The following is a 16,576-nucleotide window of genomic DNA, read 5'->3' on the forward strand; positions in this document are numbered from 1 at the left end:
TGCGCCTCAAAACACTAGAGATTCGAGGCAAGCTTGGGACGGCCATTTCTAACGAGCCTCCCGAACATGGAAGTTAATTATGTTCCGGGGATTCAGCGTGGGTGGCGCCATCTCTTTCGGCCTGTTTGGCTGCAATGATGCCGTCTCTGGTGGCCGCTCGGATTACTCCGTAGAGGATGTAAAAGAAGATGGCTCCGAAGACGACCATCAGCACGATGTCCAAGATTTCCCCCAAAATGGATTGCCACGAAGAACCTTGCCAGCCTACTTCACGCGTGTCTGGCCCCGCGGGGGATCCTCTCGGCCAGCTGACCCCGGTGTCTCATAACCTCAGCGCCTCGTATCCCTAGGGATTCGAGGCACTTAGTTGGCGTGATTGGTGCACTGCCATTGCATCCCGGGGATGATTGTCCGAGGCGCCCGCCGGCAGTTTCAACCTCTGCAGCGTGGTTACCCGGGTTCCGCAGTGGCGTAAAGAGCGTTGAGCTGGCGGTAGAGCGTTCGGGCGATGTAGCGCTTGAGGGACCTGCGTATTTCACGGTAACTACGACCTTCTTGGGTGCGTTTAGCGACATACTCCCGTGTTCCGGGGTCGTGGACCATCCGGGTCATGGTGATGGTGTGCAAGGCTCGGTTCAGGCGTCTATCACCGCCCCGGTTGAGCCTGTGCCGAACAGTGTTACCGCTTGAGGCTGGCAAGGGATTCACGCCTGCCAGTGAGGCGAAGGCGGCTTCGCTGCGGACCCTTCCCGGATGCGACCACGCTGTCAGGACAGTAGCCACCGTGACAGCCCCGGCGCCCACTATCTCCAAAAGCGGCGCCGCGGGGCTTTGTTGGATCAGCTCTGTCATGCGCTTCTGGTTCGCAGCCAGCTCAGCGGTCACTTCGAGCACGCGGCGAGCCAACCGAACTGCTTCCTCCCGGGCGATCGACAGTTCGATCGGTTCCTGTCGTTCCCGCCACCTGGTGATCGTGGAGATCTGGGCGGAAACCAATGACTGACGGGCATCGATTCCCAGGTCATGTGCCCGGAGCAAGGCGATGAGCGCGTTGACATTCATTGTGCGGTCCCGGGTCAGCTGATCCCGGGCTGCGCTGAGGATCCTGAGTGCGGCACGGGTTCCTTCATCCCGGCGCGGAGTGCGGAGTTGGGACTCCTCTAAGTTCAGGACAGCGGTTCCGATGGCGGCGGCGTCCAGAGGGTCGGATTTGCCGATCCCCCGGCGCGCTCGGGCGTTCATCCGTGGGGCCTCGGCGACGTCGTAGCCAGCGTCGGTTGCTGCCCGGGCCAGACGTGCCCCATAAGAACCGATACCCTCAATGGCCCATAGACACGCCATATCCCCGTCTGTCCGTCGGCCTACCCAACCAAGTGCGCGGGACATCCCCGCCGAGGTGGTCGGGAACTGCTCGCACGCGATTTGCCGCTTGGTGCTGGCCTCGATGATGGCGTATGTGTGAGTGCGGGCGTGACAGTCCACGCCAATGACGAACGGGCGGGTCTGCGCAACGAGAGTCAACGCGGCCACCCTCCTTCCTTTCGAACGGGCAAGACAGGTCGCATCACGACCGGCATTGAACCTGAGAGTGTCACTTCGAGGCAAAACTGTGATGAGCCACAACCGCAGGGGCCGGGCAAGCTTCTGATCAAGCCACCGTCGTGGGACAGGTCAACGCCGCCCGCTCCACCCAGCGCGGACAAATCGGGGGAAACGCACCCTCAAGGGGCAATTGTTTTTTCGAGTCACGCACCAGGCAGAACGACCGGCATCAACACTGCCAGCTAGTCCCAGACCAACCACTGCAAGACTCACAGTTGTTTTTTGGCTGCTGGCGGAGCTTGCGGAGCTGTGCCCGACGGAGGCCCGTCTACCCGAAGGGCAAAGGGCGGGAAATTCCTGGAGGAAATAAGCGACGCAGGAGCGCCGGAAGGAAATTCCTGGCCTGCAGGCCCCGACGAAGGAGGGGCTAGATGGGGTGGAGCGGGCACGTACGATCCGAAGGAATCTCAATAATGTTGTCAACGGATGGTGTGCCGCTTACGGGCCGACTTTTTCATCGTCGCGACAGTGCTGTGGTTTCGGTCGAATGACAGGTCAGGACATGCGTTGAGGCTTTCCCGCGATGGAACAGCCCTGTGGATACGGTGGATGGATGTTTTCGAAAAGTCAGAGGAGCGCTTGGATGCTCTGGTTCGTCGTGGGCGGGTTCTGCTTCGGCGCCCTGGTCGCGGGCCTCAACGCCGTCTCTCGGGCTCATCCCGCCTTGGTTGCTCTGTCCCAGGTCCTGGGGGTCGGCTGGTCCTGGGCCGGCCTTGGCGTTCTGGCCGGCGCCTATGCAGTGCGCCGGCCAGCAATGACTGCTATCGCCACGCTGCTGTTCGCCGTTGTCGGGTACTACCTGACCGATCTGTGGAACGGGGTTTACACCCACAACGATCCCGACGATCCGGTGTATTACGTTGATCCCACGCAGGCACGGGTCATCACGTCGTGGGACGGCCTAGTCGGCGACATATCTTTCTGGGGTGTAGCCGCCGTTGCTTTCGGGCTTATGCTCGGGCCGGTCGGAGCCGTGGCCGTCCGTTCCAACTGGTGGGGTCTGCTGTGCCGGCTGGTGGTTCCGATTGGAGCCACGGTAGAGATGTTCGTGCTTCGGTTGCCCCTCGAGCTGCAACTCCAGCCGCGTCCGGTGGTGGTGGCAACCATGGTGGTGGTGGGGCTGGCTGGTCTCATCGCGGCCGGGGCGATGTGCTTTCATCAACTCAAGGTGGGTCCTGCCACCACCGCTCAACCCTGCTGACTCGATAAGCCGTCATGCTGCCATAGGTCGTGCCCGCGGGACGGTGGTGTAGGTGGTGCCGTCGCGGAGCATGGCCCAAAGGACGTTAAGCCGACGCCGGGCAAGGGAGAGCATGGCCTGGATATGGGTTTTGCCCTCTAAGCGTTTTCGGTCGTAGTAGGTACGGGAGGCGGTGCAGGATTTCAGGGCCGAGAGGCCGGAGAGGTAGAAGACCCGGAGGAGCCGGCGGTCGTAGCGTCTGGGGCGGTGGTGGTTGCCGCTGATCCTTCCGGAGTCCCTGGGGGCTGGGGCGAGTCCGACGACGCCTGCGAACCGGTCCGCTGTTTGGAAGACGGCCAGGTCGCCGCCCGTGGCACCGAGGAACTCAGCGGCGAGGACAGGTCCGAAGCCGGGCATGCTCAACAGCACCTCGGTGTGCTGGTGCTCGGTGACTTTCTCGCTGATCAGCGCATCGAGTGTGGCCAGTTCCTCGTTCAAGGTGATGATTTCCTGTGCGAGGGCTGCAACAATCCTTTCCCCCACGTGCTGGGCCGCGACGGTGGTGTGCTGGGACTTGGCCGCTGCAACTGCTGCTGCGGCGACGGCAGCTGAGGAGCGGGTGCCGTGTTTCTTTAGCCAGGCGTGCAGCCTGGCCTGACCGGTGCGGCGGATCCCGTCCGGGGTCCGGTGTTTGGTCAGGAGCAGCAGCGCTCCTTTGGACCGGCTGTAGTCAAAGGCCCGCTCCAGGGCGGGAAAGTATTCGAGCAGTTGGGCCTGCAGCCGGTTGATCGCCCGGACCCGGTCAGCGGACTTGTCGGCCCGGCGGGCGGTAAGGATCCTGAGTCCGGTGCTGATCTCATCCCCGGCCCGCAGCGGCTGCAGATCCCGGCGCACCCTGGCCTGTCCGCGATCACTGCGGCGTCTTTCGCGTCCGTTTTGCCCTCACCGCGGTAGAGCTTGGAGGCGTGGTGGACGACCCGGCCGGGGATATAGAGGATGTTCTGGCCATGGGCGACGAGGATGGCGACCAGCAGCGCGGGTCCGCCGTGGTTCAGGTCCGTTGCCCAAGTGACCTCGTCCCCCTCCCCGAGTTTGAGGACGTTGGACAAGAGCTCGATCAGTGCCGGTTCGTCGTTGGGGATTTTTTGCGACAGCAGACGGTTTCCGTCGGCGTCGATCACGACGCAGTGATGATGGGCTTTGCCGGCGTCGATGCCGGCCCACAATTTCGCCAAAACAGCCTCCAGTCTGTCGGGTGGTGGATCCCAGCAGATAACCGCGCCGTCGTGTCCTTATCCGGCGATCATGTCGCGTCTCTCAATCAGCGGTCGGGTCATCGCGGAGAGTGCGGGCGGCCAATCCTTCGGAGCCGTCACGACGTGAATCGCCCGGCCACAGCAACAAAGCCATACCTGCCTCCCCTGGGTAGCCACGACCCTACAACGGCCGCGGAACCACCCGACAACAACATAAGGACAGCAGCCAAAAACGTCGTAGACACACCAGGGCCAGGGACGGCGGAGCCCTGCGGAGCCGGCACTGGACCCAACAGCCGGCCGCGCCAGCGGACGACCATAAGGGTGAAGCGCAGCGGAACCCAGGGCTTTGGCCCGGGCTATGCCCACTGTGGGCAGGTGGAGCCCTCCGCACAGCTCAAAGCTGGGCGGTTTCCAACGATCGTCGCAACAGGCTCTAGTCGAAGGTAACTGAATGCGCGTTCAGGGTCTGCACGCCTTACCGTGGCAGTTCGGCTTACGGAAAGGTCCGAACCGAGCCGAGGGTCTCGTGTTGGAATAACACATGGGTTTTTTCAACAGGCACCGGGACCGTCAATCGGATGCCGTCGGGCTTTTCTACTTCCACCTGGATGCACTCGAATCATCGGTCATTCATCCGAAGTTCATAGATCCTCGACTGGTGAACAGCTTGTGCCTTACTGACAGCGATGCCGATTATGCCTTCTCTGTGGTCGAGTTCATAGAATTCTGTTCCGGCGCTAATGGAGCACCAACAACGTCCAGCCAGAGAGCCACCATTCTGGCAACCCTCCAGACTCTCCGCAGAGACGTGCCATCATCGCAGTTTGACTACCGGTTCTGCCTCTATGAACTGAACGAACTCAAATCGATTCTGGGCAGGATGCGGAAAACCTGGTATTGAGCGTTCCTCTTTTAGACAGCGCAGGCGGTCGAGGATGATAGAGGCATGCCCATCAGGATTTCTGAGATATATGAGGAATGCGAGTACCTTCCGTTTCCTGAATGGACCACCGAGGAGGAAGACAAGCGCATCTTCTCAGGAGAATCATTCGGTCAAAGCGGTGATGCCTGGGCCACCGTTTTCGTGGCTCAACTGGTCACCGAGGATGTTATCTGGAGTACTGGGGCAACGCCTTGGCCGCTTCTTGACTCTCCTGTTATGACACCCATCGCTGAACAACTGTGGTTAAGGGTTTGTTCACCAACCTTCAGCGAGTCAGATCAACGCTTTAAGCTCGGAGACCGGCACCTAGCCTTCGTGCAAGACCGGTTCGATCGCGTTGCAGTCGAAGACTACTTCAGCCGGCGAGTAGCCGAGGTCTCCAATCGGAGGGTGCCAGCAGCATTTAACACACTCGAGCAGTACTTTCATGCGTCCGACCCCTTGGGGGATTACTAAATTGCGTTAGAGGATCCTGCCTGTGATTGACAGGTGATGTTGCTGGTCAACGAAATACTCTCGCTTGAGGGTTCCTCAAACGCGACTATGCCCCGCACCCAGTTCTGCTGTCCATGGTTGGGGGTCAATGAGGTTTATCCATGGCTGGAATTGGGAGCCGGTGGGGTAGCTCCTTGGTCACCGTAGCGGTGGATAACCCTATTGAATTGTCCCCGGTTGTGGGCAGTCGAGCCATTTTTCCAGTGCCACCTGAAACCCCCTTGGTCTGAAGTGCAGCAACGGTAAGGGAAGCAAAACGCGCTGCAGCGCTATCCCAGTTGAGGACGGCCCGTGGCCGTCTGTTGATCTCATCAGCGGCGAAGCTGACTTCAGCCTGTTCTACCGTGCTGAGGTCAGCACCCTTACGAAAGTACTGGCGGAGCAGTCCGTTGGCATTCTCGTTCGAAGCACGTTGCCAAGGGCTGGCCGGATCACAGAAGTAGACGAGAGTTCCCAACGCCGCGGTGACTTCGGCATGCTTAGCCATCTCGGAGCCACGGTCCCACGTCAAGGTCCTCCGCAATGTGGCCGGCAGGACCCCCAACGCCTCAATGATGGTCACGCATGTTATCGGACCTGTTTCCCGGACGGAGCGCGAAGGCGACGAGGAGCCGGGAAGAGCGTTCCACCAGCGTCACTATCGCTGATCTGTTCCCCTTCCCCATGATGAGATCACCTTCCCAATGGCCCGCTTCTTCCCTGGTAGCGATGTGGGCTGGGCGGTCACCGATCTTCAGAGCATCAGCCATGTAATGGCGGGGCTTCACCTTGGTCCTGGACCGCGGACGCCTGCTGAACTTACCCGATCGAAGTAACCGGGCAGACCCGGCTGGAACTGGGCGAATACTCAAATGGTAAAGCGCACGGTAAACCGTTTCATGCGCCAAATGTCGATGCTTTTCTCCTGGAAACCGTGCCTTCAAGGCCCGGCAGACCTGCTGAGGGCTCCACCGCTGCGACAGGCACTCCACAACGTAATGCCGCAGCTCGTCATCACTTGCAAGCTTGGCCAGCCTTGGCCTCGGCCTTCTCTTCTGTGCCAGTTTCTGGGCGCGGAACGGGTGATAGCGACGCTTGTCGGGACGTTTCCGAGCCAACTCCCTGCTGATTGTGGACGGGGACCGCCCAAGATCACGAGCGATGGATCGAAGGCTCGCCCGGACCAGTAGCCGGTCGGCAATGAAGATGCGTTCGTCTTCTGATAAATAGCGGCTCGAAACAGCTGCAGGGACTGCCTTACGTAGCCGTGGATCCAAGCCTTGCTGCACCAAGCCCTCCACGCCGTTGCGTCCATGCAACCAGCGATGGCCGGTGTTTTGGTTGATCCCGAGAATCTTGCATGCTGCCCGGTTGGAGTGCCCTTCTTTCATGAGCTGAACATACAAGGGCCTCTTTTCAACCAAGCCCGGAGGCCCCATTTTCCTCGAGCGGCGCGTCGAACTGCGCATGAATCAACACCACTTTCACTCGGTGTTGCGACGATCGTTGGAAACCGCCCTGTCCATATTGGGTGTAACCCGGGGCTGTTTGTCGTACCCCTAGGTGAAGATGTGCAATGGCTGCCAAGCCCTTTGGCCGCCTTCCTTTGGCGTGTCTATTCGAATATGTGTTCTAAGGTTGTGGTATGTCCTCCGAGAGTTTTGCGGCCGCGCTACAGGCGCAGTACGCGCGGCGGGCAGGCCCAATCGGGTTGACCGCGGAAGAGCTCGATTTCGAGCACTTCCCGGTCAAGAACGGGTATCCGGGGATCCCGGTGAAGGCATGGATCCGGTTTCCGAACTGCGCCGAGCTGATGGACGGTGAGGTCTTCGCCTGGACAGCGAAAGCCGCCGAGGTCACGTGGAAGGACGGCCCGGTCACGTACCGGACTTGGGTGTGGAGTTCGGCGGTCACCCGTCGGGAGGAAATGATGAACAGGAATTTGGGAGAGCCGACCCGTGGCAAGAACAGCAACTGACAAACCCCTGGACGTGCCGGTGCAGGTGCGGTTCACCGCGAAAGGTGTTCCGCTGGCCGTCAGGTATGACGGCCGGATTTGGGCCGTGGCCGCCGAACCGGTGCACTGGTTTAGCCGCGCGGACTGGTGGAACACCGCCAAACGGGCCCCTGTCGGGTGCGGTGACCTGGTCAGCGTCGAACACTGGCAGGTCCAGATCCGGCTGACCTCGACCTCGGCGCTGCGAACCTTCGAGCTGCGCCGGGACCCGCTGTCCGAGCAGTGGCTGCTGGCCGGCATCACGGACGCGGGGGTGGCCGCCGCGTAACCCTCTAGGGCCGGCGGCGGTAGCGTGGCAGTCATGACTGAGGACGTACCGGCCTCGCTGCGGCCGCCCGTGCCGCTGGCACTGGCGAAAGCGGTTGAATCGGTGCCGGCTGAGGCGGCGCTCCCCGGCGGCAGCGTCTATGAACCGAAGTGGGACGGTTTTCTTCTCTGTACTTTGCAAGGGCGACATCTGGTGCGAGGAAAAACTGTCCGGTTCTGCCTACGAGCTGGGTAAGGCACGTCATGAGAACGTAGTGGTGCTGGAGACAGCCAATGACAAATCTATGTCTTGGACATTGCTAGACCGGGGAGAGCATGAGCTTTGACGGCGTTGAGATGCAGATCTTTGTCGACGAGTTCGAGAAAGAGCTCGAAGGGCAGAGTGACCGGGGGTTAGTTATCGTCGGAGCCGCTGGCTTGGACGTCGTTCTGGAAGGTCTTCTTAGCGCGTATCTCAACGAGGAGGTTCGGCGTGAAGAGATGTTCGGTCCGAACGGCCCCCTTGGTGAGTTTTCGTCCAGGATAGAGATGGCGGCAAGCCTGGGCCTGATTTCAAAGAGTGAACGGAGGGAACTTGAACTTGTGCGGCGCATCAGGAACAAGGCTGCCCACGAGGTGAATGCCACTCTTTCCACTGACTCGCTGCGTGACCTGTGCATGACTCTCGAGCTTGGCAGAAGACTCTATGCACCAAAGGTGATTCCAGCGGCGGAGTTCCCCGGAGGAACCAGGGGAATACCTGCTGACTTCGACGATCCACGAGTTGTCTTTCCTACGGTGGACCTAGCCCTGCCCGATGCCACGAATCCGAAAAGCGTCTTTGCCGCTTCAGTCCGAGTCCTGCTGAGGATTCTGGTGGCCCGAACAGCAGCCGTCCCCGCCAAAACGTGCCCTCCCCCCGATTTCGTGCATCCGGAAGAGCCTCTGGAAAAGTCCATGACGAAGGTTTCATCCCAGCTCGAAGAGGCAGAAACCGTACTGGAGGAGATGAAGCGCCTGCGAAATCAGCTCAAACAAAACGGTCGTTCAGTGGCGGAGCAAGAGGCTGAAATCGCCGATCTCGAAGCATCATCCCAACAGCTCAAAACGATGCTGCATGTCGCCGACTATTCAAATGAGGTAATCCGTCGTTCTCGGCTTTCCTCGTAGGGCGCTCCAATGATCGCCGCAACAGGGTCGATCTGCTGACAGCATTCCTGGGCAATCGCAGCAGGCCTCCTCCCTGCAGTTCATGGAACCTGGTTACTGCCCGGACTCGCTTCCGTGCTTATATGGCTCCCATGGGGGAGCGCTTGAACGGTGGCAAATGGTTGGGCTTGGGATTCGTTCTATTGTTCCTGACGGTCATCTCGACGTTCGTAGCCTTTGCTTCCGGATTCGACTGGGATCCCGACGAACACCCGGTTTCTTATTGGCAAGCAGAAATCTCTGAGCGGCAGTGGACTATGGCTTTCTCCTTGATCATTCCGGCGGCGTCCGCCGCGACTGCCGTGGCCTCGATGTTCGCCTTTCCCCGCCGGCCCATCCGGATCGTCGGCGCGTCGCTGGTGACAGTCCTGGCGCTTGCGGCTTTCTTTGCAAGCTGGTTTCTTGGGGTGGATGCCATCGACTCGGCGAAGTACTGGGCCGAGTATTCAGGGGTGCCTGGCCGTCTGTCGGACTGACCATTGGGCTAGTACCGAAGCGATTAGTTGTGAGACGGCACTTGAACGCTGTCGGTGCCACAGGTCAGCTGAAGATCTTCTTTTCGGGCCATGAGGGTGCAAGCATTCGGGTCGAAGACGTCCGGTGCGGTGTGCCAACCACCACTTCTCTCCCATAAGAAGGATGACTTCTGGCGGAACACGCTGTATGCGCGGCGGTCGAAGCCTGAGTGCTCGATAATGACGCTCTCACCGCCCTCCGCCGTGACCTTGCTATAGGTCCCTGAAATCGTGTTCAGTCCGAGGCCCACAAAATACACGAACCACGGCAAAGCTGCTGCGACCGCTGCCATCACCACCAGTCCAGTAACTAGCCGCCGTAGCCAGGTCCGGGATATTTGTCGCAGGAGCGGAGGTAGCAATAGGGCCAGGCCGGTGACCGCTGCCGTGCCGCTGATGAGGTGGGCGCCGAATAGGAGACTCCACTCCGGCAGGACGAAGAGCACTTACCAGTTCGGACCCGCTTCCAGCGCACAGGTGGCACATACGTGGACGGCGACTCCCAGAAGCCCGGAAACCATGGCAGCAGTGATACCCCAGCCGAAGCGGCGCCGGCTCATCTGAAGAGGTTTCGAAAGGGCTGTTTCAACTACGGTCATTGCAGCTTAGAGGCCTGGTTTGTTGATGGGCTTGTCCAGCGCGAGGCTTATGGTCTGTCCGGGTGCTAATTCGCCGGTTGGCAGGTCAACAGCTTCGTACCAGGTTCCGCCCGTGCCGGTGGTCGGGCGATTCGCTGCTCTCAGATCGGTGATGCTGAATCGGAATGAGATCTGGCGCTCGGTGTCACCGGGGGCGGTGATGTAGGTGAGTGGAATACCTTCAGCGTCGGAAGTGAACGTGCCCTGTGCACCTTCGATCTTGAGTTCGCCGGGGATCAGCCGCAGTTTGCTTCCCGCCGGGATAGGCTCGTTTGCCGCGAGTGAAGGGTTGTAAAGCAGGATCTGTTCGGTCGTGGAGCGGAATTGGTATCCGAGGCTATCGAACGAGTCACCATCCACGGTGGTGTAATAGACGGCTTGGCCGAACGAGTTGGTGACTGTTTTTCCCTTGCCCGATCGGCTGTCCACCGGGTTCTTTTGAAGCTGGATCGTTTGCCCGGCTTGGATGAAGTAGGTACCGCCCTTTTCGTAGGTGAAGGGGACTTTGTTTGCCTCTGCCAGCTGCTCTTTTGTGAGGTTGAATCGGTAGGTGATACCGCCGAGGGTGTCCTCAGGTGTGACTACATAACTCGTGGGGATCCCATTTGTGTCGGTTGTTGCGGTACCCTTGGCGCCATTCATGGGCCCGTCCGGAATTAGCCGCAGCTTTGTGCCCGGCGTTAACGTCGTCCCTGGCTGCAGTCCGTTGAATTCGGCAACCTTCGCTTCGGAAAGTTTGTATGTGGCAGCTATTTTGGCAAGAGTGTCGCCCGAGACTGTGGTGTAGAAGTCGACGTTCCCGAAAGAATCGGCGTGGATTTCTCCGCCCAGAGAAGACCGTGAATCAGCCGCGCCTACCGACGAAACCGGCGCGGCAGTCGATGCCGCTGCGGAAGAGGGCTCAGCCGAGTAGGTGCATGACGTGAGTCCCACCGGCAGGACTAAAAGGCATGCGGCGATCGACCATGCGGTCGATTCCTTACGCGACTTTGAAGCACCAACAAATTTCGGCACGAGCATTCCCCCAGAAAGTCCCGCTCAAAACGGGAAGTAGAGTCCAACAGACCAGATAGAGCCTAGTTGATCGTTTTGGCATTCACGGAGGTTCCGGAGCGGGAGCCCATTGAGGTCGGGCTTCCCTCAAGCCTGGCCGCCGTTGACACGGACTGGTCCGGGTGATCCGGTCATTTCGTCGCGTCGGCGACGAAGGTGCACCAAGTTCTCCTCGAGGGCTTTGACCTCGCCCAGCCACTGGTGCTGCCTGGCTTCGTCCAGGCGGGCTTCGGCGTTCGCGGTCATGTCCTCGACTCGTCCTGCTTGTGCGGGATCGACCTGCAGGAACCGGCACTTGACACAGGCGTGCTCGTGCACGCAGGGGGTGGCGTAGGGCCGGTGACAGGTCCCCAGAGCGACCCGGCGCAGGAGGAAGTGTTGCTCGAACTCTTGCCATTCATCCGATGATGCCGCGCGCAGTTCATGGCCGGGACGGCTTTGTCTGCGGCGTTCAATAAAGGCATGGTGGGCCTGGATGACGTGCTCGGGGAACACCGCCGTGTAGCCGCGGGTGGTTTCCAGGTCCAGGTGCCCAAGGAGGGTGGAGACGATATGCAGCGGTAGGTTCGAGCCTACGAGCTCGGTAACGAAGAGCCTTCGAAAATCGTGGGGTGTGAAAGTCACGGGCATGCCGCCATCGCTGAGCCCCGCGTGGGAGGCGATGCCGATGAGTAGCTTCCGAACGTAGTGGTTGGACAGAACGTTTTGTGTGGGCCCGACCAGCCGGGCGAACAGGTGAGGCAGGCGTTCGCTAAAGGTTTTGTCGTTGGGATCAAATCGAGTGGAGAGCGGAACGGATTGGCCGATGCCGCGGGCCCGGCGCTGCACCTCGACGAGGATTTTGACCAGTTCAGGGGACATTGGGATCAGTCGTTCCTGGTCAGTCTTGGATGGCACGATGTGCAGAAGCGGCACGATGGTGTTGGTTGTGGGAGCCACATAGTGGCGGAGCGACAGTTGGGTCAGCTCCAGCAGTTCTTCGATCCGAACGCCGGTTTCCTTGAGGGTTGATGCCACCGCCCAGCCCCAAAAACTGTCAGCCTCGACAGAGGTGACGTCGGCCCGTTTTCCCACCGGAACAGGCGGTCTGGAACCTGTCTCGGCGTCTACCACCTCTGCCCAAATCCTGGCGCGAGTGTTCGATTTTTTGTGCACGGGCGGGTCGTGGCGCCGATATGTCACCCCGTCGACGGTGTACGTCTCCGAAATGGGCGGCGGCCAGGTGCGTTCGAGCAGGCGATTTCCTTTTTCCTTCAGGTCTTCAGCGGAGCTCAAGAACGCCGGCACAGTCCACCCCAATGACGTTGGGCGGTTCTGCGCAACAAGAGGCAACGCGGCCACCCTCCTTCCTTATCCAACGGTCAAAGACGGGTCGCATCACGACCGGTGCTGGTTCCTGGGAAGAGTCACTTCGAGGCAAAACTGTGATGAGCCACAACCTGCAGAGGCTGGGCAAGCTTCTAATCAAGCCACCGACGTGGGACAGGCCAACGCCGGCCGCTCCACCCTGCGCGGACAAATCGGGGGAAACGCACCCTAAGGGGCAATTGTTTTTTCGAGTCACGCAGCAAGCAGAACAACCGGCACCAACACTGCCAGTCAGTCCCAGACCAACCACTGAAAGACTCACAGTTGTTTTTTTGGCTGCTGGCGGAGCTGTGCCCGACGGAGGCCCGTCTACCCGCAAGGGCGAAGGGCGGGAAATTCCTGGAGGGGAATTTCCTTCCGGCGCTCCTGCGTCGTGTCTACGACGTTCTTTGGCTGCTGTTCTTCGGATCGTACGTGCCCGCTCCACCCCATCTAGCCCCTCCTTCGGCGGGGCCTGCAGACCGTGGTTGATGCTTTGAAGATTGGTGACCGCCCGGCCCACATCGCTACCAGGGAAGAAGCGGGCCATTGGGAAGGTGATCTCGTCATGGGGAAGGGAAACAAATCAGCGATAGTGACGCTGGTGGAACGCTCTTCGAGGCTCCTCGTTGCCTTTGCGCTCCGCCCTGGAAACAGATCCGATAATATGCATGACCAGCTCATTGAGGCCATGGGGGTCCTGCCGGCCACGCTGAGAAGGACGTTGACGTGGGACCGGGGCTCCGAGATGGCCAAGCATGCCGAAGTCACCGCCGCGCTGGGAACGCTCGTCTACTTCTATGATCCGGCCAGCCCCTGGCAACGTGCTTCGAACGAGAACGCCAATGGACTGCTCCGCCAGTACTTCCGGAAGGGAGATGATCTGAGCGCAGTTGAACCGGCTCATGTCCTGTTCGCAGCTGAGAAGATCAACAGCCGACCAAGGGCAGTCCTGAATTGGTCCAGCGCATCCGCCAGGTTCGCGGTGTATGCGGCTGCTGCTAAGTCCGCAGACGCAATCGACGCTCCACTTCAGGACCACAGTCTCGGAAGGCAAGTGTCTTGAGGTGGAAAGGGCTTGAGACACCTGATCAAATAATGAGTCCGGGACGGGAGGTAAGCGGCTACCCCTGGCCCTGCTGGTGTTCGTTTAGCCCTGCCGGGCCTTCATGCCGGGGTTCTTCTTATTGATGACGAAGGTGCGCCCGCGGCGGCGGACGATCTGGGCGCCAGCTATCTTCTTCAGTGCCCGCAATGAGTTTCGTACTTTCATAAATTGCTCCTCAGGTGTGTTTCGGTTTCATGGTTGAGTTCAAAGGGATCATCAAACGAAGTGGCAGTTGCGGACATCTCTGCGTCGCTCAGTTCGCACTCCTTGAGGAGTGCGGCGATTTCAGCGGCATCGACGTCTTCGCCGGTGACGGCTAGAACGGTTCCCCGGTCGCCGTGTTCGGGATGCCAGTCCAGCACGATGTCGGGTCCGCCTGGAGGGACGGTAAGCAGGGGTTTTCGGTCAGCCTGCCAGGGCCCGGTGTTTTCCAGCCAGACCCGTGTGCCGATGCCCTGGATTGCAATCTTGCACGCAGGCGCTGACGCTACCCAAAGCCGGCCCCGCAACCAGCAGGAGCCTTCTGCAAGGGCAGCGAGTGCATGGCGGAAGCGGCCCGGGTGCAGGGGCCGCTCAACACGTTGCACCACCGTGGAAAAAGGAGATGAAGATTTGGCAGGGACCCTCACTGATCCGGGCAGGGTCCGGGCTGTCGATTCTGCCAGGTTGTGCCGGCCCAGCCAGATAGGCCCTTCGCTGTCTGCGACGACCGCATGTGGGGCGAGCTCTTTGATCAGCTGGGTACCGCGGGTTCGTGCTGCTGGGTCCACCGGAACCAGTGCCGGCTCTGCCAGCATCACGGTGTCGGTGAATGACAGCTCACCCATCAGGAATTCCCCTGGCGTTCGGTCATCCGCCGGCACAGGAGTGAAGCCAGACTCGAAAAGGGTGTGACGATCCCAGATCTGGTCCTCCAGTGCGTCAGGGGCGCAGGCCAGAACGACCGAATCGAGGGTCAAGGAATGCCCAAGGCCCTTTAGGAGCGCGTGCATCGCCATCGATGACGCCACGGCGGGCGGAAGGCCCAGGATGATGTGCGACCCCGATGTCCCCAGCCGCGTCACAGCAGGTATGACATCAAGCCGTACCGTGCAGCTCAGGCAGCCGTGTTCCAGGACTGACTCCTCACGCTCAACGCAGCGGCCGTCCTTGAAGACCCGACGGATCACAACACCGTTCTCGAGCAGATCATGAAAGACAACTAGCGCACCCGGGGACTCCGCAGCCAGAACGGCGCAGGCCTTTTGCCGGGAAAAAACATCCAACGAACTCACAACAGTGACAAGCATGACTACAACCCTACATGAGAACGTTTCTCATGTAGACGCGAGAGCATCCCAGCTCCCAGCAAAGTTGGGAAATGTAGTTGGCGGGCGGCCCTAACCGGACAGCAGATGACTCAGGAGAGTCGCCTACCGGCATCCAGAGTGACGACGTAGTCCGCAGCAGCAATGGAATCCTGATCGTGACTGACGCAGGCGACGGCCACGCCGCGGCGTGCTTCCTCGGCGAGCATGGCTCGGGTGCGTTTTCGGCTTTCGGCATCCAGCCCGGCCGCGGGCTCATCAAGAAGAAAGATCCTCGCATGGCGGGCAATACCCTGCGCAAGCAACGCCCGCTGGCGCTGGCCCCCGGAAAGGCTACCGAAGGGCGCGTCCGCAAGACTGGCGAGCTGGACCCGGTCCAGAGCTTCTGCAACCCGATCCTTGCGCTCCGTGGCACCGATCCTGGAGGAAGGGCGAGACGACGCACCCCAGGTGCCCATCAGCACGACGTCATGGACGGTGAGGGGCAGCGCGTCAGGAGTTGCCACCCGCTGGACCACCAACGCGACCTCGTCTGCGCGCATCACGGTCCCCGCCTGCGGGGCGCGGACGCCTGCGAGGATTTCGATCAGCGTGGACTTTCCGGCACCGTTAGGCCCGGCAATGGCGGTCACGGTACCCCACCGCAGGTCCAGATCGACACCTTGAAGAACAGGAAGGTCGCCGAAGCTGTAGGACACGTCCTGCGCACGAAGAGCATAGTCAGAATTAAGCACGTTCCACTCTAAAGCCTTTTTGATAATAAGTCTCAATAACATCTACAGTGATCAGGTGCACTGGCTTACTTACCCATTCACCACTGATTTCTTCCTTCGGGCGCTGCTCGGCGGTTCCCTCGTAGCCGTCATCTGCGGGGTGGTAGGAACCTGGGTTGTTATCAGGGGCATGGCTTTCCTCGGTGAAGCAATTGGCCATGGAATGCTCCCGGGCGTGGCCGTTGCAACGATTGCCGGGGCTCCAGCCGTCGTGGGTGGTGCGGCAAGTGCCATCGTCATGACTGCGCTGATCAGCGCTCTGCAGCGGCGGGGCCGCCTGTCCTATGACACGAGCATTGGCATGCTTTTCGTCGCGATGCTCTCCCTCGGGGTCATTATCGTGTCCCACTCGCGGTCCTTCGCCACCGACGCAACGGCCATGCTGTTTGGAGACATCCTTGCAATGAACGACGGTGACCTGATCGGCCTGCTTAGCGCCGCGGCAGTGACAGTGCTGATCGCGGCAGCCCTGCACCGCAGCTTCGTGGCTGCTGCCTTCGATGCCCGCATTGCCCAGACCTTGGGGCTCCGACCCCACACAGCTCAGCTGGCACTGGTTGGCCTGGTCACCCTCGCCGTCGTCTCTTCCTATCAGGCTGTCGGATCTCTGTTGGTGGTCGGCCTGCTCCTGGCCCCAGCCGTCGCAGCCGCCCCCTGGACGTTCAGGATCCCCGCCCGCATGATCACCGCCTCCGCTTTCGGCGTACTCGCCGTAGGCCTGGGCCTTCTCTGTTCCTGGTACGCCGGTACCGCTGCTGGAGCTTCCATCGCCGCTGCCGCCATCGCCCTCGCTGTCATCTCAACGCTGACGTCACATCTCATCGTGTGGATGCGGCGGCGGGCGGCAACACCAGCCCTGGACCTGGCCCCCCTTCCCGTTTCCGCGTCTCCCTCTGGAAAGTAGC

The 16,576-nt window shown here is 60.6% G+C and carries 20 protein-coding genes and 1 pseudogene; 10 read left to right on the forward strand and 11 right to left on the reverse strand.

The genetic code is table 11. The annotated features are described in order from the left end of the window. Positions 1 to 73: 73 nt before the first annotated feature. Both FDW84_RS19125 and FDW84_RS00440 read right to left on the reverse strand, forming a co-directional pair. Positions 74 to 235 carry a hypothetical protein gene (locus FDW84_RS19125; protein WP_171046566.1) on the reverse strand — a complete coding sequence of 54 codons (162 nt, stop codon included), beginning with the start codon at positions 233 to 235 and terminating at the stop codon, positions 74 to 76. A gap of 215 nt (positions 236 to 450) precedes the next feature. Continuing rightward, positions 451 to 1,521, reverse strand: a complete 1,071-nt coding sequence (locus FDW84_RS00440; protein ID WP_138605737.1) for an IS110 family RNA-guided transposase — start codon at positions 1,519 to 1,521, stop codon at positions 451 to 453. Between the two features lie 664 nt (positions 1,522 to 2,185). On the opposite strand from FDW84_RS00440, the gene FDW84_RS00445 reads away from it, so the two are divergent. Beyond that, on the forward strand, positions 2,186 to 2,803 hold the full coding sequence (locus tag FDW84_RS00445; protein ID WP_138605492.1) for a hypothetical protein: 618 nt from the start codon (positions 2,186 to 2,188) through the stop codon (positions 2,801 to 2,803). Between the two features lie 12 nt (positions 2,804 to 2,815). On the opposite strand, the pseudogene FDW84_RS00450 reads toward FDW84_RS00445, so the two are convergent. Beyond that, positions 2,816 to 4,017: pseudogene (locus FDW84_RS00450) on the reverse strand (IS110 family transposase). A gap of 565 nt (positions 4,018 to 4,582) precedes the next feature. Between FDW84_RS00450 and FDW84_RS00455 the strand changes: the two are divergent. Beyond that, positions 4,583 to 4,942 carry a hypothetical protein gene (locus tag FDW84_RS00455; RefSeq protein ID WP_138605494.1) on the forward strand — a complete coding sequence of 120 codons (360 nt, stop codon included), beginning with the start codon at positions 4,583 to 4,585 and terminating at the stop codon, positions 4,940 to 4,942. Positions 4,943 to 4,987: 45 nt separating this feature from the next. Further along, positions 4,988 to 5,440, forward strand: a complete 453-nt coding sequence (locus FDW84_RS00460) for a hypothetical protein (protein ID WP_138605496.1) — start codon at positions 4,988 to 4,990, stop codon at positions 5,438 to 5,440. Between the two features lie 124 nt (positions 5,441 to 5,564). Here FDW84_RS00460 and FDW84_RS19870 read toward each other — a convergent pair whose 3' ends face one another. Together FDW84_RS19870 and FDW84_RS19875 are read right to left on the reverse strand one after the other, a co-directional pair. Next, positions 5,565 to 6,041, reverse strand: coding sequence for an IS30 family transposase (locus tag FDW84_RS19870; RefSeq protein WP_171046582.1), 477 nt, complete (start codon positions 6,039 to 6,041; stop codon positions 5,565 to 5,567). Further along, positions 6,028 to 6,927, reverse strand: coding sequence for an IS30 family transposase (locus tag FDW84_RS19875; RefSeq protein WP_138605500.1), 900 nt, complete (start codon positions 6,925 to 6,927; stop codon positions 6,028 to 6,030). Before FDW84_RS19875 ends, FDW84_RS19870 begins: the two co-directional genes overlap by 14 nt. 176 nt (positions 6,928 to 7,103) lie before the next feature. On the opposite strand from FDW84_RS19875, the gene FDW84_RS00475 reads away from it, so the two are divergent. The 5 genes from FDW84_RS00475 (at position 7,104) to FDW84_RS00495 (ending at position 9,406) form a co-directional block, all read left to right on the forward strand. Further along, complete coding sequence (locus FDW84_RS00475) at positions 7,104 to 7,436, forward strand: hypothetical protein (RefSeq protein ID WP_138605502.1); 333 nt, start codon at positions 7,104 to 7,106, stop codon at positions 7,434 to 7,436. After that, positions 7,417 to 7,743, forward strand: a complete 327-nt coding sequence (locus FDW84_RS00480; RefSeq protein ID WP_240721311.1) for a hypothetical protein — start codon at positions 7,417 to 7,419, stop codon at positions 7,741 to 7,743. Before FDW84_RS00475 ends, FDW84_RS00480 begins: the two co-directional genes overlap by 20 nt. A gap of 33 nt (positions 7,744 to 7,776) precedes the next feature. Further along, positions 7,777 to 7,977 (forward strand): hypothetical protein, encoded by a 201-nt coding sequence (locus FDW84_RS00485; protein ID WP_205754707.1) that lies wholly within the window; start codon positions 7,777 to 7,779, stop codon positions 7,975 to 7,977. Positions 7,978 to 8,057: 80 nt separating this feature from the next. After that, complete coding sequence (locus tag FDW84_RS00490; protein WP_138605504.1) at positions 8,058 to 8,891, forward strand: hypothetical protein; 834 nt, start codon at positions 8,058 to 8,060, stop codon at positions 8,889 to 8,891. Positions 8,892 to 9,022: 131 nt separating this feature from the next. Continuing rightward, positions 9,023 to 9,406 carry a hypothetical protein gene (locus FDW84_RS00495; RefSeq protein WP_138605506.1) on the forward strand — a complete coding sequence of 128 codons (384 nt, stop codon included), beginning with the start codon at positions 9,023 to 9,025 and terminating at the stop codon, positions 9,404 to 9,406. Between the two features lie 23 nt (positions 9,407 to 9,429). On the opposite strand, the gene FDW84_RS00500 is transcribed toward FDW84_RS00495, so the two are convergent. The 3 genes from FDW84_RS00500 to FDW84_RS00510 all read right to left on the reverse strand — a co-directional run bounded on the left by FDW84_RS00500 (position 9,430) and on the right by FDW84_RS00510 (position 12,477). Beyond that, positions 9,430 to 9,738, reverse strand: a complete 309-nt coding sequence (locus FDW84_RS00500) for a hypothetical protein (RefSeq protein WP_138605508.1) — start codon at positions 9,736 to 9,738, stop codon at positions 9,430 to 9,432. A gap of 312 nt (positions 9,739 to 10,050) precedes the next feature. Beyond that, positions 10,051 to 11,097: a LysM peptidoglycan-binding domain-containing protein gene (locus FDW84_RS00505; RefSeq protein ID WP_171046584.1), complete on the reverse strand. Its 1,047-nt coding sequence runs from the start codon at positions 11,095 to 11,097 to the stop codon at positions 10,051 to 10,053. Positions 11,098 to 11,223: 126 nt separating this feature from the next. Further along, positions 11,224 to 12,477, reverse strand: a complete 1,254-nt coding sequence (locus FDW84_RS00510; RefSeq protein ID WP_138605512.1) for a tyrosine-type recombinase/integrase — start codon at positions 12,475 to 12,477, stop codon at positions 11,224 to 11,226. Positions 12,478 to 12,967: 490 nt separating this feature from the next. On the opposite strand from FDW84_RS00510, the gene FDW84_RS00520 reads away from it, so the two are divergent. Beyond that, the gene (locus tag FDW84_RS00520) at positions 12,968 to 13,549 is read left to right on the forward strand and encodes an IS30 family transposase (RefSeq protein ID WP_171046585.1); all 582 of its coding nucleotides are present in this window, start codon (positions 12,968 to 12,970) and stop codon (positions 13,547 to 13,549) included. Positions 13,550 to 13,633: 84 nt separating this feature from the next. On the opposite strand, the gene FDW84_RS00525 is transcribed toward FDW84_RS00520, so the two are convergent. From FDW84_RS00525 to FDW84_RS00535, 3 genes are all read right to left on the reverse strand, one after another. Continuing rightward, positions 13,634 to 13,756, reverse strand: coding sequence for a ribosomal protein bL36 (locus FDW84_RS00525; protein ID WP_138605518.1), 123 nt, complete (start codon positions 13,754 to 13,756; stop codon positions 13,634 to 13,636). Then, the gene (locus tag FDW84_RS00530; protein ID WP_138605520.1) at positions 13,753 to 14,880 is read right to left on the reverse strand and encodes a GTP-binding protein; all 1,128 of its coding nucleotides are present in this window, start codon (positions 14,878 to 14,880) and stop codon (positions 13,753 to 13,755) included. Before FDW84_RS00530 ends, FDW84_RS00525 begins: the two co-directional genes overlap by 4 nt. A gap of 110 nt (positions 14,881 to 14,990) precedes the next feature. Continuing rightward, positions 14,991 to 15,632, reverse strand: a complete 642-nt coding sequence (locus tag FDW84_RS00535; protein ID WP_138605522.1) for a metal ABC transporter ATP-binding protein — start codon at positions 15,630 to 15,632, stop codon at positions 14,991 to 14,993. Positions 15,633 to 15,687: 55 nt separating this feature from the next. Here FDW84_RS00535 and aztB point away from each other — a divergent pair, with 55 nt between their 5' ends. Then, the gene (gene aztB, locus FDW84_RS00540) at positions 15,688 to 16,575 is read left to right on the forward strand and encodes a zinc ABC transporter permease AztB (protein WP_138605524.1); all 888 of its coding nucleotides are present in this window, start codon (positions 15,688 to 15,690) and stop codon (positions 16,573 to 16,575) included. The last annotated feature ends 1 nt before the right edge of the window (position 16,576 follow it).

Origin of the sequence: Pseudarthrobacter sp. NamE5 (genome assembly GCF_005796225.1) — a bacterium.
Classification (GTDB): Bacteria; Actinomycetota; Actinomycetes; order Actinomycetales; family Micrococcaceae; genus Arthrobacter.

Excerpts from the sequence above, each read along its gene's own strand:
- FDW84_RS00445 (WP_138605492.1), top strand. The coding sequence starts at position 2,186 with ATGCTCTGGTTCGTCGTGGGCGGGTTCTGCTTCGGCGCCCTGGTCGCG.
- FDW84_RS00455 (WP_138605494.1), top strand. The coding sequence starts at position 4,583 with ATGGGTTTTTTCAACAGGCACCGGGACCGTCAATCGGATGCCGTCGGG.
- FDW84_RS00460 (WP_138605496.1), top strand. The coding sequence starts at position 4,988 with ATGCCCATCAGGATTTCTGAGATATATGAGGAATGCGAGTACCTTCCG.
- FDW84_RS19875 (WP_138605500.1), bottom strand. The coding sequence starts at position 6,927 with ATGCGCAGTTCGACGCGCCGCTCGAGGAAAATGGGGCCTCCGGGCTTG.
- FDW84_RS00475 (WP_138605502.1), top strand. The coding sequence starts at position 7,104 with ATGTCCTCCGAGAGTTTTGCGGCCGCGCTACAGGCGCAGTACGCGCGG.
- FDW84_RS00485 (WP_205754707.1), top strand. The coding sequence starts at position 7,777 with ATGACTGAGGACGTACCGGCCTCGCTGCGGCCGCCCGTGCCGCTGGCA.
- FDW84_RS00490 (WP_138605504.1), top strand. The coding sequence starts at position 8,058 with ATGAGCTTTGACGGCGTTGAGATGCAGATCTTTGTCGACGAGTTCGAG.
- FDW84_RS00495 (WP_138605506.1), top strand. The coding sequence starts at position 9,023 with ATGGGGGAGCGCTTGAACGGTGGCAAATGGTTGGGCTTGGGATTCGTT.
- FDW84_RS00500 (WP_138605508.1), bottom strand. The coding sequence starts at position 9,738 with ATGGCAGCGGTCGCAGCAGCTTTGCCGTGGTTCGTGTATTTTGTGGGC.
- FDW84_RS00525 (WP_138605518.1), bottom strand. The coding sequence starts at position 13,756 with ATGAAAGTACGAAACTCATTGCGGGCACTGAAGAAGATAGCTGGCGCC.
- FDW84_RS00530 (WP_138605520.1), bottom strand. The coding sequence starts at position 14,880 with ATGCTTGTCACTGTTGTGAGTTCGTTGGATGTTTTTTCCCGGCAAAAG.